Origin of the sequence: Butyrivibrio hungatei NK4A153 (assembly GCF_000424465.1) — a bacterium.
GTDB lineage: Bacteria > Bacillota > Clostridia > Lachnospirales > Lachnospiraceae > Butyrivibrio > Butyrivibrio hungatei_A.
The window spans coordinates 441,784-467,287 of record NZ_AUJY01000001.1; the positions used below are offsets into that span (position 1 = coordinate 441,784).

28 protein-coding genes are annotated in these 25,504 nt (G+C 41.4%); all 28 read left to right on the forward strand.

Going from position 1 to position 25,504, the window contains the following annotated elements; translation table 11 throughout:
- Positions 1-35: 35 nt before the first annotated feature.
- Positions 36-272, forward strand: a complete 237-nt coding sequence (acpP, locus tag G628_RS0101995; protein ID WP_026654971.1) for an acyl carrier protein — start codon at positions 36-38, stop codon at positions 270-272.
- Between the two features lie 87 nt (positions 273-359).
- The gene (gene rnc, locus G628_RS0102000; RefSeq protein ID WP_026654970.1) at positions 360-1,055 is read left to right on the forward strand and encodes a ribonuclease III; all 696 of its coding nucleotides are present in this window, start codon (positions 360-362) and stop codon (positions 1,053-1,055) included.
- The gene (gene smc, locus G628_RS0102005) at positions 1,055-4,612 is read left to right on the forward strand and encodes a chromosome segregation protein SMC (protein WP_026654969.1); all 3,558 of its coding nucleotides are present in this window, start codon (positions 1,055-1,057) and stop codon (positions 4,610-4,612) included. Before rnc ends, smc begins: the two co-directional genes overlap by 1 nt.
- The gene (gene ftsY / locus G628_RS0102010; protein WP_026666710.1) at positions 4,612-5,526 is read left to right on the forward strand and encodes a signal recognition particle-docking protein FtsY; all 915 of its coding nucleotides are present in this window, start codon (positions 4,612-4,614) and stop codon (positions 5,524-5,526) included. Before smc ends, ftsY begins: the two co-directional genes overlap by 1 nt.
- 24 nt (positions 5,527-5,550) lie before the next feature.
- Entirely contained in the window at positions 5,551-6,777 is a 1,227-nt protein-coding gene (ilvA, locus tag G628_RS0102015; protein ID WP_027208320.1) for a threonine ammonia-lyase, read from the forward strand.
- A 4-nt stretch (positions 6,778-6,781) separates the two neighbouring features.
- Positions 6,782-7,657 (forward strand): YitT family protein, encoded by an 876-nt coding sequence (locus G628_RS0102020; protein WP_027208321.1) that lies wholly within the window; start codon positions 6,782-6,784, stop codon positions 7,655-7,657.
- 5 nt (positions 7,658-7,662) lie between these two features.
- On the forward strand, positions 7,663-8,751 hold the full coding sequence (locus G628_RS17875) for a glycoside hydrolase family 25 protein (RefSeq protein WP_051198956.1): 1,089 nt from the start codon (positions 7,663-7,665) through the stop codon (positions 8,749-8,751).
- On the forward strand, positions 8,751-9,599 hold the full coding sequence (locus G628_RS0102030; protein WP_081670521.1) for an AraC family transcriptional regulator: 849 nt from the start codon (positions 8,751-8,753) through the stop codon (positions 9,597-9,599). The genes G628_RS17875 and G628_RS0102030 overlap by 1 nt, the downstream gene beginning before the upstream one ends.
- A gap of 80 nt (positions 9,600-9,679) precedes the next feature.
- A complete protein-coding gene (ylxM, locus tag G628_RS0102035; protein WP_026666713.1) occupies positions 9,680-10,027 on the forward strand; it encodes a YlxM family DNA-binding protein in 348 nt (115 codons plus the stop codon).
- A gap of 3 nt (positions 10,028-10,030) precedes the next feature.
- The gene (gene ffh / locus G628_RS0102040; RefSeq protein ID WP_027208322.1) at positions 10,031-11,404 is read left to right on the forward strand and encodes a signal recognition particle protein; all 1,374 of its coding nucleotides are present in this window, start codon (positions 10,031-10,033) and stop codon (positions 11,402-11,404) included.
- A 76-nt stretch (positions 11,405-11,480) separates the two neighbouring features.
- Positions 11,481-11,726, forward strand: coding sequence for a 30S ribosomal protein S16 (gene rpsP / locus G628_RS0102045; RefSeq protein ID WP_026512872.1), 246 nt, complete (start codon positions 11,481-11,483; stop codon positions 11,724-11,726).
- Between the two features lie 43 nt (positions 11,727-11,769).
- Positions 11,770-11,997 (forward strand): KH domain-containing protein, encoded by a 228-nt coding sequence (locus G628_RS0102050; protein WP_026512873.1) that lies wholly within the window; start codon positions 11,770-11,772, stop codon positions 11,995-11,997.
- 93 nt (positions 11,998-12,090) lie between these two features.
- Positions 12,091-12,900, forward strand: a complete 810-nt coding sequence (trmD, locus tag G628_RS0102055; protein ID WP_026666715.1) for a tRNA (guanosine(37)-N1)-methyltransferase TrmD — start codon at positions 12,091-12,093, stop codon at positions 12,898-12,900.
- Positions 12,897-13,409 carry a ribosome maturation factor RimM gene (gene rimM / locus G628_RS0102060; RefSeq protein WP_026654962.1) on the forward strand — a complete coding sequence of 171 codons (513 nt, stop codon included), beginning with the start codon at positions 12,897-12,899 and terminating at the stop codon, positions 13,407-13,409. Before trmD ends, rimM begins: the two co-directional genes overlap by 4 nt.
- 97 nt (positions 13,410-13,506) lie before the next feature.
- Positions 13,507-14,286, forward strand: a complete 780-nt coding sequence (gene udp, locus G628_RS0102065; protein ID WP_026654961.1) for a uridine phosphorylase — start codon at positions 13,507-13,509, stop codon at positions 14,284-14,286.
- Positions 14,287-14,330: 44 nt separating this feature from the next.
- On the forward strand, positions 14,331-15,536 hold the full coding sequence (locus tag G628_RS0102070) for a BMP family ABC transporter substrate-binding protein (RefSeq protein WP_027208323.1): 1,206 nt from the start codon (positions 14,331-14,333) through the stop codon (positions 15,534-15,536).
- Positions 15,537-15,684: 148 nt separating this feature from the next.
- Entirely contained in the window at positions 15,685-17,199 is a 1,515-nt protein-coding gene (locus G628_RS0102075) for an ABC transporter ATP-binding protein (RefSeq protein ID WP_081670533.1), read from the forward strand.
- Positions 17,199-18,332, forward strand: coding sequence for an ABC transporter permease (locus tag G628_RS0102080; RefSeq protein ID WP_034500509.1), 1,134 nt, complete (start codon positions 17,199-17,201; stop codon positions 18,330-18,332). The genes G628_RS0102075 and G628_RS0102080 overlap by 1 nt, the downstream gene beginning before the upstream one ends.
- The gene (locus tag G628_RS0102085; protein ID WP_026654956.1) at positions 18,332-19,273 is read left to right on the forward strand and encodes an ABC transporter permease; all 942 of its coding nucleotides are present in this window, start codon (positions 18,332-18,334) and stop codon (positions 19,271-19,273) included. Before G628_RS0102080 ends, G628_RS0102085 begins: the two co-directional genes overlap by 1 nt.
- Positions 19,274-19,287: 14 nt before the next feature.
- A complete protein-coding gene (gene cdd / locus G628_RS0102090; protein WP_027208325.1) occupies positions 19,288-19,710 on the forward strand; it encodes a cytidine deaminase in 423 nt (140 codons plus the stop codon).
- 105 nt (positions 19,711-19,815) lie between these two features.
- On the forward strand, positions 19,816-20,166 hold the full coding sequence (gene rplS / locus G628_RS0102095; RefSeq protein WP_026487880.1) for a 50S ribosomal protein L19: 351 nt from the start codon (positions 19,816-19,818) through the stop codon (positions 20,164-20,166).
- Between the two features lie 63 nt (positions 20,167-20,229).
- Complete coding sequence (lepB, locus tag G628_RS0102100; RefSeq protein WP_026654954.1) at positions 20,230-20,817, forward strand: signal peptidase I; 588 nt, start codon at positions 20,230-20,232, stop codon at positions 20,815-20,817.
- A gap of 29 nt (positions 20,818-20,846) precedes the next feature.
- Positions 20,847-21,722 (forward strand): ribosome biogenesis GTPase YlqF, encoded by an 876-nt coding sequence (ylqF, locus tag G628_RS0102105; protein ID WP_026654953.1) that lies wholly within the window; start codon positions 20,847-20,849, stop codon positions 21,720-21,722.
- A 28-nt stretch (positions 21,723-21,750) separates the two neighbouring features.
- Positions 21,751-22,290, forward strand: coding sequence for a signal peptidase I (gene lepB, locus G628_RS0102110; RefSeq protein WP_027208326.1), 540 nt, complete (start codon positions 21,751-21,753; stop codon positions 22,288-22,290).
- Complete coding sequence (locus G628_RS0102115) at positions 22,290-23,051, forward strand: ribonuclease HII (protein ID WP_027208327.1); 762 nt, start codon at positions 22,290-22,292, stop codon at positions 23,049-23,051. The genes lepB (G628_RS0102110) and G628_RS0102115 overlap by 1 nt, the downstream gene beginning before the upstream one ends.
- Entirely contained in the window at positions 23,048-24,787 is a 1,740-nt protein-coding gene (locus G628_RS0102120; RefSeq protein WP_026654949.1) for a flagellar hook-length control protein FliK, read from the forward strand. Before G628_RS0102115 ends, G628_RS0102120 begins: the two co-directional genes overlap by 4 nt.
- Positions 24,788-24,789: 2 nt before the next feature.
- Positions 24,790-25,089, forward strand: coding sequence for an EscU/YscU/HrcU family type III secretion system export apparatus switch protein (locus G628_RS0102125; protein WP_026654948.1), 300 nt, complete (start codon positions 24,790-24,792; stop codon positions 25,087-25,089).
- A 23-nt stretch (positions 25,090-25,112) separates the two neighbouring features.
- Positions 25,113-25,484: a YraN family protein gene (locus G628_RS0102130; RefSeq protein WP_027208328.1), complete on the forward strand. Its 372-nt coding sequence runs from the start codon at positions 25,113-25,115 to the stop codon at positions 25,482-25,484.
- The last annotated feature ends 20 nt before the right edge of the window (positions 25,485-25,504 follow it).

The following is a 25,504-nucleotide window of genomic DNA, read 5'->3' on the forward strand; positions in this document are numbered from 1 at the left end:
ATAAAAAAGCTGCCATGCAGTGGAGGAAAAGTTTTATGGAATTTGAGAAAATGAAAGAAGTTATTGCCAGCGTACTCAATGTTGATCCTGAGGAAATCAAGATGGAGACAACATTCACAGAGGATCTCGGAGCTGATTCTCTCGATCTTTTTCAGATTATTATGGGCCTTGAGGACGAATTTGATGTTCAGATAGAGCCTGAGAAGACTGAAAATATCAAAACTGTTGGGGAAGCTGTTGAGCTTTTGAAGGCTGCAATAGAAACTAAGTAATTCTCAATTGATTTTTGTTTGTATTATCTGAGGCAGCATTATAACTGCCTCTTTTCTATTTTATTCTAAACACTTTTCGAGGTGACTATGTTAACGGAAAATGACATCAGCAGACTGGAACAGACTATCGGTTATAAATTCAACAACAAAGCTCTTATTATCGAGGCTCTTACACACAGCTCTTACGTGAATGAGCACAAGATCAATAAGAAGCATGATTATGAACGCCTTGAATTTTTGGGAGATGCCATTTTGGAGATGATCTCCAGTGAATATCTCTTTAAGACATTTCCGGAAAAGAAAGAGGGCGAGATGTCTAAGATAAGGGCTGCACTTGTTTGCGAGCCTGCTCTTTATCATGATTCTCTTCAGATTGATCTTAAAAATTATATTCAGTTTGGAAAAGGCGAAGAGGCGACCGGTGGAAGAAATAAGGAGTCCATTATTGCCGATGTTATGGAGGCTGTTATCGGAGCTCTTTATCTGGACGGCGGTTTTGATGAGTCAAAGAAGTTTATTGATAAGTATGTTCTTAGCAATGCTGAATCCTATCAGATGTACAATGACAACAAGTCTACTTTGCAGGAGCTTGTGCAGAGTCAGAAGCTTGGCACTGTGAGATATGAAACTTGTGGCGAAAGTGGTCCTGAACATGATAAAATGTTCAAGGTTCGTGTTTTTGTAGCAGATAAGAATATGGGAGAAGGGACTGGTAGAACCAAGAAAAGTGCTGAACAACAGGCGGCATATCAGGCGGTTCTTACTTTGAACAAAAAGAAATAATGTATTTAAAAAGTATTGAGATTCATGGTTTTAAATCATTTGCCAATAAAATAAAATTCGATTTTCACAACGGCATTACCGGAATCGTCGGACCTAACGGTTCAGGAAAGAGTAACGTCGCGGACGCCGTAAGGTGGGTTCTTGGTGAGCAGCGTATCAAGCAGCTCCGAGGCGGATCCATGCAGGACGTTATTTTCTCGGGAACAGAGCTCAGAAAACCGCTGGGCTATGCTTTTGTTGCCATCACACTTGATAATTCCGACCATTCACTTGCAATAGATTATGATGAAGTTACTGTTTCCAGACGTTTATACCGTTCGGGAGAGAGTGAATATATGATCAACGGCTCTGTATGTCGTCTTAAGGACGTAAACGAGCTGTTTATGGATACCGGTATCGGTAAAGAGGGATATTCCATTATCGGACAGGGTCAGATCGATCAGATCCTCTCAAGTAAGCCTGAGGACAGAAGAAATCTTTTTGACGAGGCTGCAGGTATCGTTAAGTTTAAATCCAGAAAAGAAACTGCGGTTAAAAAGCTCGCCGAAGAAAAGATAAATCTTACCAGAATAAGCGATATTCTCGCTGAGCTGGAGAAACAGACGGGGCCTTTGGAGAAACAGTCCGAAAAGGCCAAAGAGTATTTGAAATACAGAGAGAGACTTAAGACTCTCGATGTGAATATGTTCCTTGTTGAGAATAAGAATCAGAAGGAACAGCTTGAAGAAGCAGGAAAGAACCTTCTTATAGCAACAGAGTCTTTGAGCGAGTCAAAGAACAATTATGAGAAGGCTAAGGAAGAATATGAAAATATCCAGAAGAAGCTTGAACAGATTGATGCAGAGATAGACGAAGCAAGGGCAAAGATCACGGATTCTTCTGTAAAAAAAGAAAAGCTTGAGGGTCAGATCGGAATCCTTAATGAGAAGATCAATTCCGCATCCTCAAACGATGCTCATTTCAAAACGAGAATTAATGATGAGCAGGCTAAGATTGCTGATAAGAATAAAGAAAAAGAGAAGTATTTACAGGAAAAAGAGGAGATTGACGCAGAAGTTGCAAGACTCCTTGAAAGTAAGGATGAAGCAAGAAAAGAGCTTGATAAAGTCCTTAATCAGATCGGCGAGATCAACGAACAGATTGAAGAGTGCAAGAGCACTATAATAGAAACCCTTAATACAAGAGCTACCATTAAGTCCAAGCTTAGTTCCCTTGATACAATGAAGGAACAGGTAAATATCAGAAAGGCTGAACTTACCGGAAAGCTTGTTCGTGCGCAGTCCGATGAATCCAGACAGGAAGAAACAATCAAAAAATTAAGGGATGAGTTCGATGCGATAACCGCTGAGATTTCTGAGATGAACATGAAACAGAAAGCTACGGATCAGGAAATCGTGGCTATCAGAGAAGAAATGTCCCGCAAGGATGCTGAGCTTAGAAAAACACAGGGACTTTATCAGCAGGAAAAATCAAGACTTGATGCTCTTGCCAATATTACCGAGAGATACGAAGGATACGGCGGAAGCGTTAAGAAGGTAATGGAGAGGAAAGACACCGTACCCGGAATTATCGGTGTTGTTGCCGACATTATCAAAACCGAGCCAAAATACGAGACCGCTATTGAGGTTGCTCTTGGCGGTAATATTCAGAATATTGTTACCGACGATGAAGAGACTGCGAAGAAGATGATTGCATACCTTAAGGAATCAAGGGCAGGCAGAGCGACATTTTTACCTCTTACATCTCTTGATAATCCCCCTGAATTAAAGGCTAAGGAAGCTCTTAACGAAGAGGGTGTACTTGGTATGGCGGATGAACTTGTAAACACGGATCCCAAGTACAAGAGTGTGGCAAAGGCTATGCTTGGAAGAATCGTCGCAGTCGATAATATCGACAATGCCGTAAAGATAGCCAGAAAATACAGATATACTGTCAGAATGGTAACTCTTGAGGGTGAACTTCTTGTTCCCGGCGGAGCTATCAGTGGTGGTGCTTTTAAGAATAACAGTAATCTCCTTGGAAGACGTCGTGAGATGGACGATATGGAGCTTAATGTTAAGAATTATAAGGAACAGATTGACAGACTCCAGGCTGAGATTGCCAAGGCCAAGGAAAAGAGAAATGAACTTCGTACTCTTTCCGAGGAACTTCGTACAGAACTTCAGGGTAAGTTTATTGCTCAGAATACGGCAAGACTTAACGTTGAAAACGAGGAAGCCAGACAGGAAGAACAAAAGGGTAACTACAGCGACCTTAAGGCTGAAAACGATGAGATAGAGACAAAGGTTGCAGAGATTGAAGCTGAGAAAGAGGAAGCTCTTTCTGCTCTCACAGAGTCTGAGAATACAGAGAAGACCTGTACCGAACAGGTTGAGAAGTTCAAGGCTATGCTTGAAGAGTTGCACGCTGTTGAAGAACGTGAAAATGATGCTGTCTCCGTAAAAGAGATTGAATACGAGAAGAGTCATCAGAAGCAGGAGTTCTATCAGCAGAATGTCGATCGTGTAAATGAAGATATCGAGACCGAAGAGAAAGCTCTTGCTGAGATCATTGAATCCATGAATGAGAACGCAAGACTTCTTGAGCAGAATAAGAAAGATATTGAAGAAATCAGGCTGACGATCGAGGCATCTTTGGATGTTCAGTCGGATGCCACCAAGGAACTTGAGGAGAAGAAAGAAATCAAGAATAATCTTTCCGAGGCCCAGAAGGAGTTCTTTGGAAAGACGGAAGATCTGAATAAGCAGATGTCCGATCTTGATAAAGAAGTTATAAGACTTACTTCCAAGAAGGAAAAATGCGAAGAGGCGATCGAGTCACAGATCAATTACATGTGGAATGAGTATGAGATCACATTGTCCGATGCAGCAGAACTTCGCGATGAGGAAATGAATGATGTTCCTTCTATGAGACGAGAGATACACTCTTTGAAGGATTCGATCAGAAAACTTGGCGATGTCAATGTAAATGCCATTGAGGATTACAAGAACCTCATGGAGAGATATACATTTATGAAGACTCAGCACGATGACCTTATCGAAGCTGAGAGACAGCTCAAAGAGATCATCAACGATCTTGATGAGTCTATGAGAAAGCAGTTTATGGAGCAGTTTAAGCTCATAAATACTGAGTTCGACCAGGTATTTAAGGAAATGTTTGGTGGAGGAAAGGGAACTCTTGAACTTGCGGAGGATGAAGATATCCTTGAAGCGGGAATCAAGATCAACGCTCAGCCGCCCGGAAAGAAGCTTGTAAACATGATGCAGATGTCCGGTGGAGAGAAAGCACTTACCGCTATTGCGCTTCTTTTTGCCATTCAGAACCTCAAACCTTCGCCATTCTGTCTTCTTGATGAGATTGAAGCGGCACTTGATGAAAACAACGTTGTACGTTTTGCAAAATATTTGCACAAGCTTTCCAATACACAGTTCATTGTAATTACGCACCGTCGTGGTACAATGGAAAGTGCCGACAGACTTTACGGTATTACGATGCAGGAAAAAGGCGTATCAACACTTGTAAGCGTAAATCTTATCGATAAGGAGCTCAGTAACTGATGGCTAATGGTTTTTTTGCAAAATTACAGCATGGATTGTCCAAAACAAGAGAAAATATCGCTAAGGGTATAGACAATGTCTTTAACGGATTTTCAAATATAGACGATGAATTCTATGAGGAGCTTGAAGAGACGCTTATCATGGGTGACATTGGTATCGATGCAACCAGTAAGATCATTGACAGCCTGCGCAAGCAGGTTAAGGAAAAGCATGTCTCAGATCCTGCGGAGTGTAAGAAGCTTCTTGTGGAAAATATCAGAGAACAGATGAGAACCGGCGAAGATGCCTATGATTTTGAAGATAAGAAGACGGTTATTTTTGTTATCGGCGTAAACGGTGTCGGAAAGACTACATCTGTAGGAAAACTTGCGGCTATTTATAAGAATAAGGGCAAAAAAGTTCTTATCGCAGCTGCCGATACATATAGGGCGGCCGCTACAGAGCAGTTAAAGGAGTGGGCTGACAGAGCAGGAACTCCGATTATTTGCGGAAAAGAAGGCGGAGATCCGGGAAGTGTTATTTATGATGCCGCTTTCGCTTTTAAGTCAAGGGATTGCGATATTCTGATAGTTGATACTGCCGGCAGACTTCACAACAAGAAGAATCTTATGGATGAATTGTCAAAGATGAACAGAATCCTTGATAAGGAACTCGGTGATGTTTGCAGGGAGAACTTTATTGTTCTTGACGGAACCACAGGTCAGAACGCTATAATGCAAGCAAGGGAATTCGGCGAAGCCGCAGACCTTACGGGTATTATACTTACCAAGCTTGATGGCACTGCAAAGGGAGGAATTGCTGTTGCTATAGTTTCCGAGCTCAACATTCCGGTCAAGTATATCGGTGTTGGTGAGGCTATAGACGACCTGGAGAGATTTGACTCCGATCAGTTTGTAGATGCATTATTTTCATAAATATTAAGTTGGGAGATAGAAGAAATGGCTGAAGAATCAAAAATGACACTTGAAAAATTTGAAGAAGCGTATGAAGCTGTAAAAAAAGTTACACTTGAAACTAAGCTTATTTACAGTGATTACTGGAGCAACAGTACTGGTAACAAGGTTTATTTAAAACCCGAAAACCTTCAAAGAACCGGGGCATATAAGGTAAGAGGTGCTTATTATAAGATTACGACTCTTTCCGATGAAGAGAGAAAGAAAGGGCTTATAACAGCTTCTGCCGGAAATCATGCGCAGGGTGTTGCATATGCTGCAAAATGCTATGGTGTAAAAGCTACTATTGTGATGCCGACTTCGACTCCTCTTATCAAAGTTAACAGAACAAAGGCACTTGGAGCGGAAGTTGTTCTTCATGGAAATGTATATGACGAAGCTTATGAGCATGCTTGTAAGCTTGCGGAAGAACATGGATACACAATGGTGCATCCTTTTGACGATCTTGATGTTGCGACAGGTCAGGGAACCATTGCAATGGAGATCATCAAAGAACTTCCCACAGTTGATTATATTCTTGTTCCCATTGGCGGAGGCGGACTTGCAACAGGTGTTTCAACACTTGCAAAGCTCCTTAATCCCAAGATTAAAGTAATCGGTGTTGAGCCTGCGGGAGCAAATTGCATGCAGGAATCTATGAAGGCGGGACATGTCGTTACACTTCCGGGTGTAAATACTATTGCCGACGGTACTGCGGTTAAGACACCGGGAGAGAAGATATTCCCTTATCTTACCAAGAATATCGATGAAATCATCACTGTTCCCGATGAAGATCTTGTTGTTTCTTTCCTTGATATGGTCGAGAATCACAAGATGGTTGTTGAGAACTCCGGACTTTTGTCTGTTGCAGCGCTTAAGCAGCTTGATTGTAAGGATAAGAAAATTGCCTGCGTTCTTTCAGGCGGAAATATGGACATTATCACAATGTCTTCCGTTGTACAGCAGGGTCTTATCATGAGAGACAGAATCTTTACCGTTTCTGTACTTCTTCCCGACAAGCCGGGTGAGCTTTCAAGAGTATCCGGTATTATCGCTGAGGTGAACGGAAACGTTATTAAACTCGAGCACAACCAGTTTGTTTCAATAAACAGAAACGCTGCGGTTGAGCTTCGTATAACACTTGAAGCGTTCGGAAGCGAGCATAAGGAGCAGATTCTTGGTGCTCTTACCGAGAAAGGCTTCAAACCCAAAATTGTAAGGACAAATATATAAAGAAATGAGTAAAACAATTAGTGCAAAAAGAAGGTGCATTGAGTATCTGATAATAACCTTTGGGGCTTTGCTTTACGGAGTTGGAACAAGTATGCTTATCGATCCAAACGATATAGCACCGGGTGGTCTTACGGGACTTGCCATTGTTCTTAACCGAGTTGTGGGAATCGGAACAGGTCTTTGGTTCTGGCTGATGAATATTCCGATCCTTATTCTTGCTATTTGGAAATTTGGAATGAGGTTTACGATTTCAACAATCTATGCAACGTCGATGATCTCAATTTTCACCGATTTTTGCACGAAGTTTTTTTTTGATTATGTAATCCGAGATAAGATTCTTGGTGTTACATTCGGAAGTGCTTTGACTGCAATTGCAATAGGCCTCATTTTTAAATGCCATGCAACAAGCGGAGGCACAGATGTAATTATAAAGATTCTCAGACTTAAGTATCCGCATGTCAAAACGGGCGCTTTGTATATTCTTACAGATATCGGAGTATTGTTTGTTGCGGCGATTGTATTTAATGATGTAGCCGCTGCTATGTACTCCTTCCTTTCTGTAATGATCACGTCCTTTATTCTTGATATTGTGCTTTACGGAAGAGACGGAGCAAAGCTTATCTATATTATTTCGGACAACCCGGATGCCATAACGGCAAGGCTTTTGGAGGAACTTGATATAGGTGCGACTCACGTTTTCGGACAGGGAGCGTATAGCGGAGAAAAGAAAAAAGTTATTATGTGTGCAGTTAAAAAAAGGCTTTCACCTATGGCGGAAGATGTCGTCAGAGATGAAGATCCAAATGCATTCATGATCGTTACGAGTGCTAGCGAGATTTTCGGAGAAGGCTATAAGAGCTATTTTGATGAGAGAATGTAGAGATTATGAGTAATAACCTTCCGGATTCAAGAGAAAAAAAGGGAGCAAGCGGCGCCCGTAATACGTTGTCTATTATTTTTATGAGCCTTGTCGCTATCATGACGCTTACTTTCAGTATCGTTCTTCTTATAAAGAACGCATCTCTTCAGAGAGAGACTGATGCTGTGAAAAGTGAGCTTGACACTATGGACAAGGAACACTTTTTTACAGAAGGCGAAATGGGCAGTCGTATTGAAGAAGCCAGGATAGAGGCTGCGGAAAATGCGGACAGGGCTCTTAAAGAAGATATCAAGAAAAGACTCGAAGAAGGAGAAGGACCGAATTCAATTTTTAAGTCTCTTTTCCCCGATGAGCTTGTTGTTGCAAGAAACAACAGATATTATTTCTTCCCCATAAGTGACAAGATCGCGCACCATGATTTTAAACCCGATGATTTTGAGTTTGATGACAAGGGCTTTCTTCAGTACAAAGGTGAGAAGAAAGATTTTAAGTACAAGCACGGAATTGACGTATCGAGGTTTCAGGGGAAGATTGACTGGGCTAAGGTAAAAAATGCCGGAATTGAGTTTGCTATTATAAGGGCATGCTACAGAGGAATAACCGAAGGTCTTATCATTGATGATGAGACTTTTGAGGATAATATCAAGGGTGCGACGGAGAATGGAATTGATGTCGGAGTGTATGTTTACTCCCAGGCAATCAACAAGGAAGAAGCGCTTGAAGAGGCCAATCATGTTATCGAGATGATCAAGCCCTATAAGATAACATATCCGGTTGTTATAGATATTGAATCGGCTGATTCAGACAATGCCAGAACACTTAATCTTTCGGCAAAAGAATATGAAGAGGTTGCAAATGTTTTTTGCAACAGAGTTGAAGAAGCGGGATATAAGTCCATGGTATACGGCAATCTTTTGTCGTTCACTGTTCTTATGAACGCGGAGAACGTTGATAACAGAGATATATGGTTTGCACAGTACAACTCATCTCTTTATTATCCGTATCACTTTAACATCTGGCAGTATACAGCGTCGGGCAAAGTACCCGGAATTGAGAAAAACGTTGACCTTAACATTTGTATTACCGAGTATTGATGATGAAAAAGACAGATAATATAACGGAATATGAGCAGAGAGGATACTTGGACAGCGATTTTAAGTATTTTCATATTTCCGATAAGGTAACTTCAGATATTGACTTTCACTATCATGATTTTTACAAGATAATCCTGATTCTGAAAGGTAATGTCAGGTATTTGATCGAAGGACGAGAGTATGAGCTCTTGCCCTTCGATTTTGTGCTTGTAAACCGATTTGATATACATAAGCCGGTTGTCGAGAGCAAGGACGATTATGACAGAATCATTTTGTATCTTAAACCTGAGTTTCTTGAAAAACTTGGGCTTCTTGATGCTTTTATGAAGGCAAAGGAGCTTGAGAGCTATGTTGTCCGTTTTAATTCGGGAACAAGTGCCCACATCTATGATATGCTTCTTAAGGCAGAAGAGGATATCAAGATAAAAGATACCGAATATGCGGGCGAACTTACGGCTAAGATCGATGTGATCACAACACTTATAGAGTTTAATAAGGCGTGCATCTCCGAGGATTTTGGCTTCAGGCCCGAAGCAAGGTTCAACAGGAAGGTTATCGAGATAATCGAGTATATTAATGAGAATCTGCAAAAAGATCTGTCGATAGATTCAATCGCCGATAAGTTTTATCTCAGTAAATATCATATGATGAGGATATTTAAGAGTGAGACCGGATATTCGGTTCACCGTTATATTTCCGAAAAAAGAATTCTGCTTGCAAGGAATCTTATAATGTCGGGAGTTCCGTCAACGACGGCATGTCTCGAGTGCGGATTTAAGGATTATTCATCTTTTAGCCGCGCATTTAAGAATCAATTGGGAATCCTGCCTTCTGAGGTGAAGATATAGGTGTCAAGAAAAAATACTTGACACCTATTTTTGTTTGATATAATATAACATTTGTGCAACTGGTAGAGAAGAGGAATTCTATGGAAAAAATCGTAGAGCAGGGCTTGTTGTATGATTTTTACGGCGAGCTTCTTACCGATCATCAGAAAAGTATATACGAGGCCGCGGTTTACGAAGATATGTCTCTTACAGAGATTGCCGATGAACATGGTATCAGTAAGCAGGGAGTGCACGATCTCATAAAGAGATGCACCAAGACATTACAGGGATATGAGAACAGGCTTCACATGATAAAGAGGTTTGAAGCAATCAAGCAGGATGCTGAATTTCTCAAGGAACTTTCGGATAAAGCCGATGAGATATCAAGTGATGAACTTAAGAAGAATCTCAGGATCTTATCGGGCAAAATTATAGAGGAGCTTACGTAATTAATGGCTTTTGAAAGTCTTACAGATAAATTACAAAACGTATTTAAGAATTTAAGAGGTAAGGGACGTCTTTCGGAAGAAGACGTTAAGGCTGCCCTTAAAGAAGTAAAGATGGCTCTCCTTGAGGCGGATGTAAACTTTAAGGTGGTTAAGCAGTTTGTTGCTTCCGTACAGGAAAGAGCTGTGGGCGAGGATGTTTTGAACGGCCTCAATCCCGGACAGATGGTTATCAAGATAGTTAACGAAGAGATGACTGCACTTATGGGATCCGAGACAACAGAGCTCAAACTCCTTCCGGTTGATAAGATTACAGTCATCATGATGTGCGGTCTTCAGGGTGCAGGTAAGACAACAACTGCAGCCAAGATTGCAGGAAAGCTCAAGATAAAAGGCAGAAAGCCGCTTCTTGCAGCATGCGACATATACAGACCTGCGGCTATCGATCAGCTCAAGATAAATGCTGAGAAACAGCAGGTGGATTTCTTTTCCATGGGTACCGGTGTAAGTCCTGTGGATATTGCGAAAGCATCTGTCGACCAGGCTAAGAAGAATGGCAATAACGTTGTCATCGTCGATACAGCCGGTCGGTTGCAGATAGATGAAGGAATGATGAAGGAACTTTGCGACATCAAGGAAGCAATTGAAGTTCATCAGTCACTTCTTGTAGTTGATGCCATGACAGGTCAGGATGCCGTCAATGTTGCATCAGAGTTTAATGAGAAAGTCGGAATCGACGGTATCATCTTATCAAAGATGGACGGTGATTCACGAGGTGGTGCGGCTCTTTCAACAAAGGCTGTTACCGGGAAGCCTATTTTGTATGTGGGTATGGGCGAGAAACTCTCAGATCTTGAGCAGTTCTATCCTGACAGAATGGCAAGCCGAATCCTAGGCATGGGTGATGTGCTCAGTCTTATCGATAAGGCGGTTGAGGCAAACGCTGAACGCGATATCGAAAAAGACAAAGAGATGGCATCCAAGATGAAGAAAGGCAAGATTGATTTCGAGATGTATCTCGAGAGCATGAAGCAGATGCGCAATATGGGCGGTCTTTCTTCAATAATGGGAATGCTACCCGGTATGGGCAAGATAAGCGATGACCAGCTTCCCGATGAGAAGAAACTTGCAAAGATGGAAGCAATCGTTCTTTCCATGACACCTGAGGAGAGAAGAAATCCCAAGCTTATGAATCCACAGAGAAAATTCAGGATCGCTAAGGGTTCGGGAAATGATATTGCCGATGTAAACAGGTTTATCAAGCAGTTTGAGCAGATGCAGAAGATGATGAAGCAGATGCCCGGCCTCATGGGAGGCAAGAGAAGCGGCTTTGGTAAATTCGGTGGCCTCGGCGGATTCGGTAAGAACAAATTCTTTTGATATGTCATGCAGCGAGCAGCTGTTTTATACATATAAAAAACAATAAATTTCATTATTTTACGGAGGAAGTTTAAAAATGGCAGTAAAGATCAGATTAAAGAGAATTGGTAAGAAGAAGGTTCCTTTCTACAGAATTATCGTTTCTGATTCAAAGTTCCCTGTACAGGGTAAGTTCATCGAGGAGATCGGAACATATGACCCTAATACAGATCCCAGCACAGTAAAGGTTAACGAGGAGCTTGCAAAGAAGTGGATCGCTAACGGTGCACAGCCTACAGAGTCAGTTGCTAAGTTGTTTAGACAGGCAGGAATTAGCAAGTAATCACACTTTTGTACATGTAATTACTTATGCCGGAGGATAAACAATGAAAGAGTTAGTCGAAGTAATCGCAAAAGCGCTTGTTGACAATCCGAGTGAAGTTGTAGTCTCCGAGAAAAAAGACGGGCGCAATATTATGATCGAGCTTCATGTTGCACCTTCAGACATGGGCAAGGTAATTGGCAAACAGGGCCGTATAGCAAAAGCTATACGTTCTGTAGTTAAGGCGGCTTCAACCAGAGAAAACCTTAAGGTTGACGTTGAGATCGTCTAAGGCTGCCGGAAATATTGAGCCGAATAGGAAAATCTTATTCGGCTCTTTTTTAATCAAAACAATTATTCTATTTTCTAAATTATTGGGACGAGTATGAATTTTCATATAATGACGTTATTTCCTGAGATGGTAACAGATTGCCTTTCTTCCAGCATTATCGGAAGAGCTATGGGAAAAGGGCTTATAAGATTAAATGCTGTTAATATCAGGGATTATTCAAATGATACCAAACACCATAAAGTTGACGATTATACATACGGAGGCGGTGCCGGAATGCTTATGCAGGCACAGCCGATATATGATTGCTATATAGATATCAAAAACAGGATTGAAAAAGAAAACGGTAAGGCTCCGAGAGTCATCTATGTTACTCCGCAGGGTAAGGTTTTTAATCAGAACATTGTAACAGAGCTTGCGCAGGAAGAAAATCTCGTTTTTTTGTGCGGACATTACGAGGGGGTCGATGAGAGAGTTCTTGAAGAGATAGTGACGGATTATATCTCTATCGGGGATTATGTTCTTACAGGCGGTGAGCTTCCGGCAATGGTAATGATAGATGCAATATCACGATTTGTTCCGGGAGTTCTTAATAATGATGAGTCTGCTATGACAGACAGCTTTAACAACAATCTTTTGGAATATCCTCAGTATTCAAGACCTGAGGAGTGGATGGGTAAAAAAGTTCCGCCGATCCTTCTTTCGGGAGATCATAAAAAAGTGGATGAGTGGAGACTTGAGCAGTCCATATTGAGGACTAAGGAAAGACGTCCCGATCTCTATGAGAAGTGGCTTTCAGAGAATCCACCCGTTGAAAAGAAAAAGAAAAGACGCAGAAAGAGCGCAGAAGCTCAGACAAATGCTGAAGCAGTCAAAGATTCTGAGAATGATGGAGATAATTTATGACAGACAGATTCCAGGTGGGAGTAATAGCTTCAACACACGGTTTAGGCGGTGAGGTAAATGTTTTTCCCACGACCGAAGATCCAAACAGATTCAAAAAACTTAAGAAAGTGACACTTCATACAAACAGAGGCGAGCAGCTTGAACTTGATGTTCAGAGCGCCAGATTTTTTAAGAAGTTCGTTATTGTAAAGTTCAAACAGTTCGACAATATAAATGACGTTGAGAAGTTCCGCGGATGTGAGCTTACGATCTCAAGAAAGGATGCGATAAAACTTGCTCCCGGAGAATATTATGTTGCTGATCTTGTCGGACTTGATATAGTTGATGAGGATGGAAAAAAACTTGGAGTTCTTTCTGATGTTATTCAGACAGGAGCAAATGATGTATATGAAATGACACCCGAGGATGGTGTGGAGAAGGTGTATATTCCTGCGATAAAGGACTGTGTTAAAGAGATTGACACCAAGAATGGCAGGATCGTAATTCACGTAATGGAAGGATTATTTTAACTAATTTATAGTTGATGACTTTTTACAGATAATGCTCTATAATTATTTTGTGATTTAATTTTTTATCTGGCACTATATATTGTGTGAGGATTTTTTTATGGTTGATTATACTGAAGGTGCAGGTTATCAGTATCATACGCACGTCAAGAAAGGCGATGTCGGCAGGTATGTGATCCTTACCGGCGACCCCGGAAGATGTGAATCTATTTCTAAACTTTTTGACAATCCTAAATTTATAGCATATAACAGAGAATATAATACATATACAGGCACATTGTGCGGTGAGAAGGTTACGGTTATGTCTCATGGTATCGGAGGCGCTTCAACGGCTATTGCTATTGAAGAGCTTGCTAATTGCGGAGCTGATACCTTTATAAGAATGGGCACTTCCGGCGGAATGCAGGAAGATGTAATAGGCGGTGACATTGTTATTGCAAACGGAGCCATCAGAGCGGAGGGGACATCTAAGGAATATGCTCCTATAGAATATCCAGCCGTGGCTGATTTTGATGTTGTTTCTGCGCTTGTTGACGGAGCTAAGAAAGCAGGAGCAAAGTATCATGTGGGCGTTGCACAGTGCAAAGATTCTTTCTTTGGACAGCATGAACCCGAGACAAAGCCCGTAGGACCGGAACTCATGTATAAATGGGATGCCTGGATCAAGTGCGGTGCACTTTGTTCTGAGATGGAGTCTTCAACATTGTTTATTGTGGGTAGTTATTTAAGAGCCAGAACAGGAGCTGTTCTTCTGGTTGTAGCGAATCAGGAAAGAGCAAAAAAAGGTCTTTCCAATCCACAGGCTCATGATATGGAAATTGTCTATAAGACAACGATAGAGGCTATTAAGAGCCTGATTGCTATGGATAAAACCAAATAAGGTTTTATATAAATTTTTTTCATTATAAACAATGGAGGATAATTATGAAAAAAAGAATTTTTGCAGTAATTATGGCTGCAACAATGGTATTTTCTCTTGCTGGATGTGGTTCTAAGGCACCCGATGCAAGCGCAACAACCGAGACTTCAGCAACTGAAGCTAAGGCAGACAGCGCAGATGCAGCTGATGCAAGTGAACCTGCCGGCGACATCAAAGTTGCAATGGTAACAGATTACGGCGACATCACAGACCAGTCATTCAACCAGTCAACATATGAAGCTTGTCAGGTTTTTTGTGACGAAAACAAACTCGGTTTCACATATTACAAGCCTGAAGGCGATTCAACAGCTGAGAGAGTAGCTCAGATCGATAAGGCAGTAGCCGATGGTTATAATGTAATCGTTATGCCGGGATATGCTTTCGCTGAAGCTATCGTAGAGACAGCTGAAATGTATCCCGATGTTAAATTTGTAGCTCTTGACGTATCTGAGTTTGACCTTGAAGGTGAAAGCTCAGACTTCAATAACGAGACATATCCCAATGTATTTTCTGCAGTATACCAGGAAGAGCTTCCCGGATATATGGCAGGATATGCTGCTGTAAAGATGGGATATACAAAGCTTGGATTCCTTGGTGGAATGGCAGTTCCCGCTGTTATGCGTTACGGTTACGGATTCGTTCAGGGTGCTGACGCTGCCGCTAAAGAGTTAGGCGCTGATGTTTCTCTTAATTATGCTTACGGTAACCAGTTCTCCGGTGATGCTGATATCACAGCTGCTATGGATACATGGTATCAGGGCGGAACAGAAGTTGTATTTGCTTGCGGCGGTGGTATCTTTACTTCTGCAGGTGAGGCAGCTGCTAAGGCAAACGGCAAGGTTATCGGTGTTGACGTTGACCAGGCTGCAACAATCGACGGAAAGTTCGGTAAGGGCATGACTGTTACTTCAGCTATGAAGGGACTTAAGGCAACAGTTAATACACTTCTTACAGCAATCGTTGGCGGTAAGTGGGATGAATATGCCGGAAAGATCTCAAGTCTTGGTCTTGTATCCGGTGATGATACTTCTCTTAACTATGTAGGACTTCCTGAGGAAACAACTTTATGGAACGACACATTTAAGAAAGAGGATTATCTCAAGCTCGTTGCTGACATGGCAAACGGAACAGTCAAAGTTTCCAATGACACAAGTGCTGAGAAGCCTTCTGCTGAGAACATCAAGATCAACTTCCAGGGTAACATCAAGTAATTTTACTTATTACAGCTTATAAGCTGACAGGGACCGGCAGATTCATAGTCTTCCGGTCCTTTTTACCAATTTATGGTTTTATTTTACGAAGATTCAAAATTTAATGGAGGAGACAAAAGTGGCAGAAAACAGCGAATATGCTATTGAAATGCTTGGTATAACAAAACGTTTCCCGGGTATTATCGCTAATGACAACGTTACCATTCAGCTGAAAAAAGGCGAGATACATGCTCTTTTGGGTGAAAACGGAGCCGGTAAATCAACTCTTATGAGTGTGCTTTTTGGTTTGTATCAGGCTGAAGAAGGCGTGATTAAAAAGGACGGAAAGGAAGTGCAGATAAACAATCCCAATGATGCCAACGACCTTGGTATCGGAATGGTTCATCAGCACTTTAAGCTTGTTCAGTGCTTTTCTGTTCTTGATAATATTATTTTGGGTGTTGAGACGGTCAAGAACGGTTTTTTACAAAAGGACGTGGCAAGAAAGAAGATATTGGAGATTTCTGAGAAGTACGGTCTCAAAGTCGATCCCGATGCCAAGATTGAGGATATTACTGTCGGTATGCAGCAGAGAACCGAGATCCTTAAGATGCTTTACAGAGATAATGAGATACTTATCTTTGATGAGCCTACGGCGGTTCTTACTCCCGCAGAAATAGATGAGCTTATGCAGATCATGAAGAATCTTGCCAAAGAGGGCAAGTCCATTCTCTTTATCTCACATAAGCTTGCTGAGATCATGTCTGTTGCAGACAGATGCAGCGTTTTGAGAAGAGGTAAATATATCGGTACCGTTAATATTTCCGATACCAATCAGGAAGAGCTTTCCAGAATGATGATCGGCCGTGATGTACAGCTTGTCGCAACAAAGGAAGACAAGACTCCGGGCGAAGTTATTCTTCATGTCGAGAATATGACGGTTCCTTCAAAGCTTCATAAGAATAATGCGGTTAAGAACGTCTCTTTTGATGTAAGAGAAGGCGAGATCGTATGTATCGCAGGTATTGACGGAAACGGCCAGACAGAGCTCGTTTACGGCCTTTCGGGACTTGAAAATATTACTTCGGGTAATGTCACACTTTCCGGAAAAGATATTACTCATGCTTCCATAAGAGAGCGTTCTACAAGCGGAATGAGTCATATTCCCGAGGATAGACACAAACACGGGCTTGTACTTGATTATTCGCTTGCATATAATCTTGTTCTTCAGAGATATTTTGAGCCTGAGTTTAGTTCGAAGTTCGGATTTCTTAAAAAGAAAGATATCAATAAATATGCGGATAAACTTATTGAGCAGTATGATATCCGTTCGAGCCAGGGGGCTGAAACGGTAACAAGAAGTATGTCCGGCGGTAACCAGCAGAAGGCTATTATTGCAAGAGAAATTGATAAAGATCCCAATCTTCTCATTGCGGTTCAGCCTACAAGAGGACTTGATGTAGGTGCCATCGAATATATTCACAGGCAGCTTATTGCACGAAGAGATGAAGGCCATGCGGTTCTTCTTGTTTCGCTTGAACTTGAAGAAGTTATGAGCATTTCAGACAGAATACTTGTCATGTATGAAGGAGAGATAGTGGGAGAGTTTGATCCCAAGAAGACAACTCCCGAAGAACTCGGACTCTACATGGCAGGAGCAAAAAGAAAGGAGGTAGGTGCATAATGTCAGCAGAGATTAAGAAAACGGCTGAAAAAGAAAGCTTTTTGTCTAAGCCCGCCGTTCAGTCAATTATTGCATCGCTTCTTTGTATAATTGTAGGACTTTTTATCGGCTATATTGCACTTCTTTTTATAAATGCACAAGGTGCTACGGATGCCATAATAACAATTATAAAGAACTATTTTACTTACCCTACAAAGGCAGCTGCGCTTAAGTATTGCGGTAATACACTTGTAAAGGTGGCACCGCTTCTTATGTGCGCTCTTTCAATCCAGTTCTGTTATCAGGCAGGTCTTTTCAATATTGGAGCAGCCGGACAGTACGTAGTCGGAGCGGGAGCATCACTTTTTTGCGCACTTAAACTTGGACTTCCTTGGCATGTATGTCTTTTGGCAGCACTTGTTGCAGGAGGAGTATACGGAGTTTTCGTAGGAGTGCTTAAGGCATATCTTAATGTTAATGAAGTTATTTCGGGTATCATGCTTAACTGGATCGGCCTTTATTCGGTTAATATGATACTTACTAGTGTAAAAGAGGCTTCGAGCCCTTATACGGTCTCGCTTGAGAAGACAAATGCTTCGGCAGTTTTACCGTCACTTGGTCTTGAAAAGCTCTTTTCTAATAACAAATACGTTACCATAGCAATCCCGCTTGCTGTTATTATTGCAATTCTTCTTAAGGTTGTTCTTTCCATGACGGTTTTCGGTTATGAGATAAAAGCAACCGGAATAGCTAAGGATGCCGCAAAGTACAGCGGAATGAAAGAGAAGAGAAATGTCATTCTGACACTCTTTATCGGCGGTGCACTTGCGGGAATCGGAGCTGCATTCCTTTTCCTTACAGGATATGAGCAATGGTCTGTAACACAGTCATCGGTTCCGGGAATGGGCTTTAACGGTATTGCTGCTACGTTCCTCGGAGGACTCGATCCTATCGGAACAATTTTTGCTTCATATTTCATACAGCATATTACAAGTGGAGGATCGTATATTGATAAGAATGCATATCCTTCACAGATCTCCGACTTTATTTCGGCGATCATCATCTATCTCTGCGGTTTTGTACTTTTCTTTAAGTTCTTCTTAAACAGCAGGATCAGAAATAAAAAGAATAATGCAGAAGGAGGTAACAAATAATGGTATTACTTCTTCAATATACACTTTTGTTTGCCTCGGTTTTGATACTCGTAGCTCTTGGCGGATGCTTCTCGGAGCATTCTGGTGTTATCAACCTCGGACTTGAAGGAATAATGGTTATGGGAGCTCTCGGAGGAGCGCTTACACTTAAGTATATAGATCCTTCACTTCCTAAGATTATTATCGTATTGGCTGTACTTTTGATCTCGGTATTGTGTGGTGCGGTTTACTCAATGCTTCTTGCTTTTGCCTGCATTAACTTTAAGGCTGATCAGACTCTTGTAGGAACAGCGCTTAATCTGCTTGCTGCAGCTGCCGCAACGGTTATTGCAAAGTCTATCAATATTATTGAAGATCCCAATAACGTATCTTCGACCGTACAGTACGTTGAAGCAAAGAAAGCACTTGTTGTAAGTATCGGAAAGTTCCAGTTTAACTGGTTTATGCTTATAGCTTTCTTGGCACTTGTTTGTGCATATATGGTACTTTATAAGACCAGATTCGGATTAAGACTCATGGCCTGCGGTGAGCATCCTCAGGCTGCTGACAGCGTAGGTATTAACGTATATACCATGCGCTGGGCAGGAGTTCTTATTTCCGGTATGCTTGCCGGTGTGGGCGGAATTGTTTATATTACGGCCGGCGTAAGTGAGTGGAAGTTTGAGAACGGTGTTGCAGGATTTGGTTTCCTTGCACTTGCGGTTATGATCTTTGGCCAGTGGAAACCTGTAAATATCGGACTTGCAGCGTTGTTATTCGGATTCTTCAGAGCTCTTTCAAATGTATATTCAGGCTTTGATTTCCTTGCGGCACTGAATATTCCCGGCTCTGTATACAACATGATGCCGTATATCATCTCACTTATCGTGCTTGCATTTACATCTGCAAATTCTCGTGCACCTAAGGCTGAGGGCATTCCTTACGATAAGGGATCCAGATAAAAGGAAGCGTTGTTATGGATGAGAAGATTATAAAAGAGCTTATTTCCAAAGCTGCCGGAATGAGGAAGATTTCATATACTCCTTATTCAAAGTTTAATGTCGGAGCGGCTCTTCTTGCCGGGAACGGACAGATATATACGGGGTGCAATATAGAAAACGCCTCGTATACGCCTACAATATGTGCTGAGAGAACAGCTTTTTTCAAGGCTGTCAGCGAAAATGTCAGGGAATTTACAGCTATAGCCATTATCGGAGGTGCATCAGATGCAGAGGAACTTGAGTATTGTTTCCCTTGCGGCGTTTGCAGACAGGTTATGAGCGAATTCTGCGATGATGATTTTTTAATAATAATCGCAAAGTCGGAAGAAGAGTACAAAGTTTATACTTTGCCTCAGATGTTGCCCGAAAGATTCGGCCCTAAGGATGTTTTGGGTTGACTTTTGCTATGATTTCGTGTTATTATATTTTGCGTTGTAAAAATCAGACGGTCCTCTGTTACTAAGTTTTTGTATTAAGAACGTCCATTTAATAGGAGAAAAGATATGAGTACAATTATCGAAGAGCTCGAGAAAGAGCAGCTGAACGCTAATGCGCCTCAGTTCAACACAGGTGATACTGTAAGAGTACACGCTAAGATCAAGGAAGGAAACCGTGAAAGAGTACAGGTTTTCGAAGGAACTGTTAAGAAGATCCAGGGTGGAAGCAACCGTACAACATTTACAGTAAGAAAAGAATCTTATGGTGTTGGCGTTGAGAAGACATGGCCCCTTCACTCACCTATCGTTGAGAAGGTAGAGGTTGTTAGAAGAGGTAAGGTTAGAAGAGCTAAGCTTAACTACCTTAAGGGTCTTACAGGTAAGAAGGCTAAGGTTAAGGAACTTGTTACCAGATAATTGGTTAGGAAAGGCAGTTACTTTTAGTAGTAATTGCCTTTTTTCTATAATAGGGGATCATATATGTTTAAGTTTCGAAGAAAGCGAACACTTTCTTTTTATCAGAAAAAAAGAGTTATTACACCCAAGCTGTTAAAAGAGATCCTTTCCTGGATCATTATAACCTGTATTGCTATTATGCTTGCATTTGTGATCGTTCATTTTTACGGAACACGAATCGGAAACGTCGGAGATTCGATGGAAGATACGATTGCAAACGGACAGGGAATACTCGTGAACAGAACCGCATATAAGGTTTTTAGACCAAAGAAGAATGATGTGATAGTTTTTTTGCCAAACGGAAATGTGAATTCTCATTACTATGTTAAGCGAGTTGTGGCTACTTCCGGAGACAGAGTTCAGATAATTGACGGAGAACTTTATGTGAACGGAAACATTCAGAAAGATAATTATGATAAAATGGAAAATGGAGGCATTGCCAATAATGAGATCACGCTCGGTAGCGGAGAATATTTTGTTCTTGGTGATAACAGAAACGGCAGTGAGGATTCCAGAAGTCCTAATATCGGAATTGTAAAAGATAATATGATTGTCGGTAAAGCGTGGTTTAAGCTTAGATTCGGTAGCAGATCCGGCGGATTTATCAATTGACAGAAAACATATAAGAAAATGGTGGTTATATGAATTATCAGTGGTACCCGGGGCATATGACAAAGGCAATAAGGATGATGCAGGAAAACATCAAACTTATTGATATTATCATAGAACTGACTGATGCAAGAATACCTGCAGCAGGAAGAAACCCCGATATAGATGAACTTGGAAAAAACAAGTACAGGCTTGTTATACTGAATAAAGCAGATCTTGCCGATCCTTCCGTGACGAAGAAGTGGCAGGAAGCTTTTAGTGATGGCAAGACCTTGGTAATGGAGATGAATTCCAAGACCGGAAATGAGGCAGCCAAGGTAAAAGATCTGGTTCAGAAAGCCTGTGCCGAGAAAATAGAGAGAGATAAAAAGCGTGGAATTGTCGGAAGACCTATCAGAGCGATGGTTGCCGGAATTCCCAATGTCGGCAAGTCGACTTTTATAAATAAGCTTGCAGGAAGGGCATCTGCCAAGACGGGTAATAAGCCCGGTGTTACTAAGGGAAAGCAGTGGATCTCTCTTGGAAAGAATATGCAGCTTCTCGATACTCCGGGAATTTTGTGGCCTAAGTTTGAGGACGAGACTGTAGGTCTTCACCTTGCACTTATCGGATCCATGAATGACGAGAATCTTGATGTGTGTGAGCTTGCATGTGAGCTTATTAAGATCCTTGAAGTTAATTACAAGAACGCTATTCCCGACAAGTACGGCATTACTGACGAACAGGTTGAAGAACTTGAGAATAGGCAGTATGCTACTCATTATAGTGCAATTCTATCTGCCATAGCCGAGAACAGAAAATGCTTTAAGCAGGGAGCGGAACCTGACATCGACAGAGCTGCGGCTCTTCTTCTTGATGATTTCAGAAATGGCAAGCTTGGCAGAATATCACTTGAAAGACCGCAGTAAAACCAATATAAGGAGTGGGACCGTGGAAATGAAAAATGTATTTAAAGAAATACTGAGTACAGTATTGTATCTTGCAGTTGTTTTTGTACTTACCTTTTTGTTTATAACTTTTGTTGCACAGAGGACACGTGTAGTCGGACATTCAATGGAGCCTACGTTGCAGGATGCCGACAGCCTTATCATTGAGAAGGTTTCTTACAGATTCAGTGCACCAAAGAGATTTGATATAATTGTTTTTCCTTATGAGCATGGCAACCAGGGAAAGGAATTCTTTGTGAAGAGAATAATCGGACTTCCCGGCGAGACTATAAAGATTGACGAAGAAGGTAATATCTTCGTAAACGGTCAGAAGCTTGAGGAAAACTACGGAAATGAAGTAATCGAGGATCCGGGAGTGGCAATAAACGACGTTGTTCTCGGAGATGATGAATACTTTGTAATGGGAGATAACCGAAACAGAAGTATGGACAGCCGATTTGAAAATGTCGGAAATATCAGCAAGGATAAGTTCCTTGGAAGAGTTGTTTGCAGGATATTCCCCTTTGATAAAATCGGGGGAGTAAAGTAATGCAATCTCTTAATGACATCAAGAGCGTTCTAAATGAATCTGTTACCGTCGATGCGCTTAAGAGCTTTATTGCCACGTATGAAAGTGATGAGAGAGCGGGTGTCCGTAAACTTATTGATACGGCAAAAAAGCGCATTGATTCTATAGAGAAAGAACTTGCCAGACTCAAGGAAATGAGAAAGTTTGAAAATGAGAACAGGCAGTTCGGTCTTCTTTGCGGAATTGACGAAGTAGGAAGGGGCCCTTTGGCGGGACCCGTATATGCTGCGGCTGTAATTCTTCCCGAGGATGTTGATATTTTATATATTAACGATTCCAAGAAATTATCCGAAAAAAAGAGAGAAGAGTTATACTCTGAAATAATGGAAAAAGCTGTAGCGGTGGGCATAGGACATGCATCCGAAAAAAGGATAGATGAGATAAACATTTTGCAGGCAACTTTTGAAGCGATGACTATGGCGGTCTCCGAGCTTTCCGTTAAACCCGGAGCTCTTTTGATCGATGCGGTGCATATTCCCCAGCTTGAAGAGTACAAGCAGATTTCTATAATAAAGGGAGATGCAAAGAGTGCGTCGATCGCGGCGGCAAGTATTATTGCCAAGGTTACGAGAGACAGAGTCATGAAAAAGTACGCGGAAGAATATCCCGAGTATGGATTTGATTCGAATAAAGGCTACGGAAGTAAAGAGCATATCGACGCCATAAAGAAATACGGCCCTTGTCCCATTCATCGCAGATCTTTTATAGGGAATTTTATATGAGCGGTATTTTAAATGTATCACAACAAAATACTACGATTACCGTTGAGGGCGTTCAGACTAAATTACAGCCTGCCGAAGGTAAGCCGGTCGAGCTTAAGGCGGGCGACAGTATTCAGGGAACGGTTGTATCCGTAGCTGAGGAAAACGGCGAGAAATACGCCGATATAAGTCTGGGCGATAATGTTATACGCGCCAAACTCTCTGAGGATATGGGGCTTAGGCAGGGACAGACATTGAATTTTGCTGTTAAGTCCTTGTCTAAAAACGGAGTTTCTCTTACCCCTCTTTTTGAAAACACGGCAGTTTCTTTAAGCACGGAGAAAGCATTAAATGCTGCGGGCATAGCGATTACACGTGACAGCGTTGCTATGGTCGAGAGTATGATGAAATCAGGCCTTCCGATAAATAAGGATGCGCTCCGTGATATGAACAATGTGGTTTCTTCTTTTCAGAATGCTTCTATTTCAACACTTGTTGAGATGAAGAGTCTTGATATTCCAATTACCGAAAACAATATTTCACAGTACCAAAACTACAAGAATTATGAGCATCAGGTAATAAACGAGATGCAGGAATTTGCAGACGAACTTCCGCAGGCTTTTAATGCGCTTGCATCGGAAGGAAAGATTGATCAGGCTCTTAATCTTTATAAAGGAATCATAGATGAATTTGTTTCAACCGGATCATCTTCTTTACAAAACGAAGCAGAAGAAAGTGCGGTTAATGTTTCACCGAATATTGAAAGCAGTGAAAAGATGTCGGGAGAACAGACAGGTGTTACCGCTAATTCATCTGTGGATAATGTAGATAAGTTTGTTGATAAAAATGATAGGGGTGTCATTTCTTTAGATGTGGCAAGGGCTGACGAGTTTACAAAAAATTCTGAAAAAATGCCTTTTGAGGACATTTCGAAGGAAGATTTCGTACAAAAACTTAACAATTTAAATATTTCCCCAAAGATAACAGAGAGATATTTGGCGGCTTCTCTTAACGAAAATACGGATGTCAAGTTTGACGGAAAAGAGTTGTTAAAAGAACTGTCATTCATGCTCTCGGACACAGAGAACATGTCGGATGAGACTAAAGCTCTTTTTAAGGATCTCTTTTCACATAAAGAATTCGGAAAGATATTGAAGAATGCCATAGCTGATGATTGGCTTCTTAAGCCGTTTGATGTCGAGAAGAAGGACAATGTGACTTCGCTTTATCAAAAGCTGGGAAGTCAGCTAAAGAGCATGTCTGATACGATCACGAATACACTGGGCGCTGAATCAAAACTTGGAAGCACCGTGACCAATATGCAGAACAACCTTGATTTTATGAATCAGCTTAATCAGATCTTTCAGTATGTTCAGCTGCCGCTTCAGATGAGCGGACAGGAAGCGCACGGCGATCTTTACGTCTATAGGAATAAGAACAAAAGAGTCAGCGAGGACGGTTCGGTCAGTGCGGTTCTGCATCTTGATATGGATAATCTCGGGCCTGTTGACGTGCTTGTTAAGATGAAGGAAAATAAGGTTTCCACAAACTTCTATGTCATGGATGAAAGCGTTCTTGATCTTATAAATGACAATATCCATATCCTCAACGAAAGGCTTGAAAAGCGCGGATATACCATGCAGGTCAAGATGATGCTTCATGATGATAAGGACGAAGGTGACATGGCTGTGAATGAGATGTTTGATGTTAATAAGATGTCTGTGATCTCCACAGCTTCGTTTGATGCGAGGGCGTAACTATGGCAGATAAAGATGAAAACAAAAAAGTAAAAACCGCCGTCGCTCTGGGATATGATCCCAATGAAAACGGGGCACCCGTAGTACTTGCTTCGGGAAAGGGCGCACTTGCCGAGAAAATCATTGAGCAGGCTCAGGAGAACAAAATCCCGGTTCATGAGGACAGTAAGCTTGCGGATACGCTTTCAAAGCTGGAAATTGGAGAGATGATCCCTCCTGAGTTATATGAGGTTGTGGCGGAGATTCTTGTCTTTGTCGATGCAATGGATAAAATTAAGGCAAAAGATAAGTCTCAAAGATAGAAATAAGTTAGAAATAAGTTATTATGAATAAAAGAGATTTGGGAACTTTTTATGAGGATATTGCTGCCGAGTATATTAAAAACAAAGGTGGCAGGGTCATAAAGAGAAACTTTAGGACAAGACAGGGCGAAATTGATATTATTGCAAGAGACGGCGAATATCTTTGCTTTGTAGAAGTTAAATACAGGAAAAAAGACGATTACGGCAATCCGCTTGATTGTGTGGGTTATACTAAACAGAGAACCATATGCAAAGTTTCGAACGTTTATATTAAGATGAACGGAGCGGATTTTGATGCGCCGATAAGGTATGATGTAATTGCAGTTAATGCTTCCGAAGGAGGAACACTTAATGTAAACTGGCTTAAGAATGCCTTTGAATACGTATTAAATTGAAGAAATGAAGAAATTGGAGA

Coding starts and splice junctions, on each gene's coding strand:
- lepB (WP_026654954.1), top strand. CDS start 20,230: ATGTTTAAGTTTCGAAGAAAGCGAACACTTTCTTTTTATCAGAAAAAA.
- cdd (WP_027208325.1), top strand. CDS start 19,288: ATGGATGAGAAGATTATAAAAGAGCTTATTTCCAAAGCTGCCGGAATG.
- G628_RS0102125 (WP_026654948.1), top strand. CDS start 24,790: ATGGCAGATAAAGATGAAAACAAAAAAGTAAAAACCGCCGTCGCTCTG.
- acpP (WP_026654971.1), top strand. CDS start 36: ATGGAATTTGAGAAAATGAAAGAAGTTATTGCCAGCGTACTCAATGTT.
- G628_RS0102085 (WP_026654956.1), top strand. CDS start 18,332: ATGGTATTACTTCTTCAATATACACTTTTGTTTGCCTCGGTTTTGATA.
- rimM (WP_026654962.1), top strand. CDS start 12,897: ATGACAGACAGATTCCAGGTGGGAGTAATAGCTTCAACACACGGTTTA.
- G628_RS0102130 (WP_027208328.1), top strand. CDS start 25,113: ATGAATAAAAGAGATTTGGGAACTTTTTATGAGGATATTGCTGCCGAG.
- G628_RS0102070 (WP_027208323.1), top strand. CDS start 14,331: ATGAAAAAAAGAATTTTTGCAGTAATTATGGCTGCAACAATGGTATTT.
- G628_RS0102075 (WP_081670533.1), top strand. CDS start 15,685: ATGCTTGGTATAACAAAACGTTTCCCGGGTATTATCGCTAATGACAAC.
- G628_RS0102115 (WP_027208327.1), top strand. CDS start 22,290: ATGCAATCTCTTAATGACATCAAGAGCGTTCTAAATGAATCTGTTACC.
- ftsY (WP_026666710.1), top strand. CDS start 4,612: ATGGCTAATGGTTTTTTTGCAAAATTACAGCATGGATTGTCCAAAACA.
- ylxM (WP_026666713.1), top strand. CDS start 9,680: ATGGAAAAAATCGTAGAGCAGGGCTTGTTGTATGATTTTTACGGCGAG.
- lepB (WP_027208326.1), top strand. CDS start 21,751: ATGAAAAATGTATTTAAAGAAATACTGAGTACAGTATTGTATCTTGCA.
- G628_RS0102080 (WP_034500509.1), top strand. CDS start 17,199: ATGTCAGCAGAGATTAAGAAAACGGCTGAAAAAGAAAGCTTTTTGTCT.
- rpsP (WP_026512872.1), top strand. CDS start 11,481: ATGGCAGTAAAGATCAGATTAAAGAGAATTGGTAAGAAGAAGGTTCCT.
- G628_RS0102050 (WP_026512873.1), top strand. CDS start 11,770: ATGAAAGAGTTAGTCGAAGTAATCGCAAAAGCGCTTGTTGACAATCCG.
- ylqF (WP_026654953.1), top strand. CDS start 20,847: ATGAATTATCAGTGGTACCCGGGGCATATGACAAAGGCAATAAGGATG.
- ffh (WP_027208322.1), top strand. CDS start 10,031: ATGGCTTTTGAAAGTCTTACAGATAAATTACAAAACGTATTTAAGAAT.
- G628_RS0102120 (WP_026654949.1), top strand. CDS start 23,048: ATGAGCGGTATTTTAAATGTATCACAACAAAATACTACGATTACCGTT.
- udp (WP_026654961.1), top strand. CDS start 13,507: ATGGTTGATTATACTGAAGGTGCAGGTTATCAGTATCATACGCACGTC.
- G628_RS0102020 (WP_027208321.1), top strand. CDS start 6,782: ATGAGTAAAACAATTAGTGCAAAAAGAAGGTGCATTGAGTATCTGATA.
- rplS (WP_026487880.1), top strand. CDS start 19,816: ATGAGTACAATTATCGAAGAGCTCGAGAAAGAGCAGCTGAACGCTAAT.
- trmD (WP_026666715.1), top strand. CDS start 12,091: ATGAATTTTCATATAATGACGTTATTTCCTGAGATGGTAACAGATTGC.
- G628_RS0102030 (WP_081670521.1), top strand. CDS start 8,751: ATGATGAAAAAGACAGATAATATAACGGAATATGAGCAGAGAGGATAC.
- G628_RS17875 (WP_051198956.1), top strand. CDS start 7,663: ATGAGTAATAACCTTCCGGATTCAAGAGAAAAAAAGGGAGCAAGCGGC.
- smc (WP_026654969.1), top strand. CDS start 1,055: ATGTATTTAAAAAGTATTGAGATTCATGGTTTTAAATCATTTGCCAAT.
- rnc (WP_026654970.1), top strand. CDS start 360: ATGTTAACGGAAAATGACATCAGCAGACTGGAACAGACTATCGGTTAT.
- ilvA (WP_027208320.1), top strand. CDS start 5,551: ATGGCTGAAGAATCAAAAATGACACTTGAAAAATTTGAAGAAGCGTAT.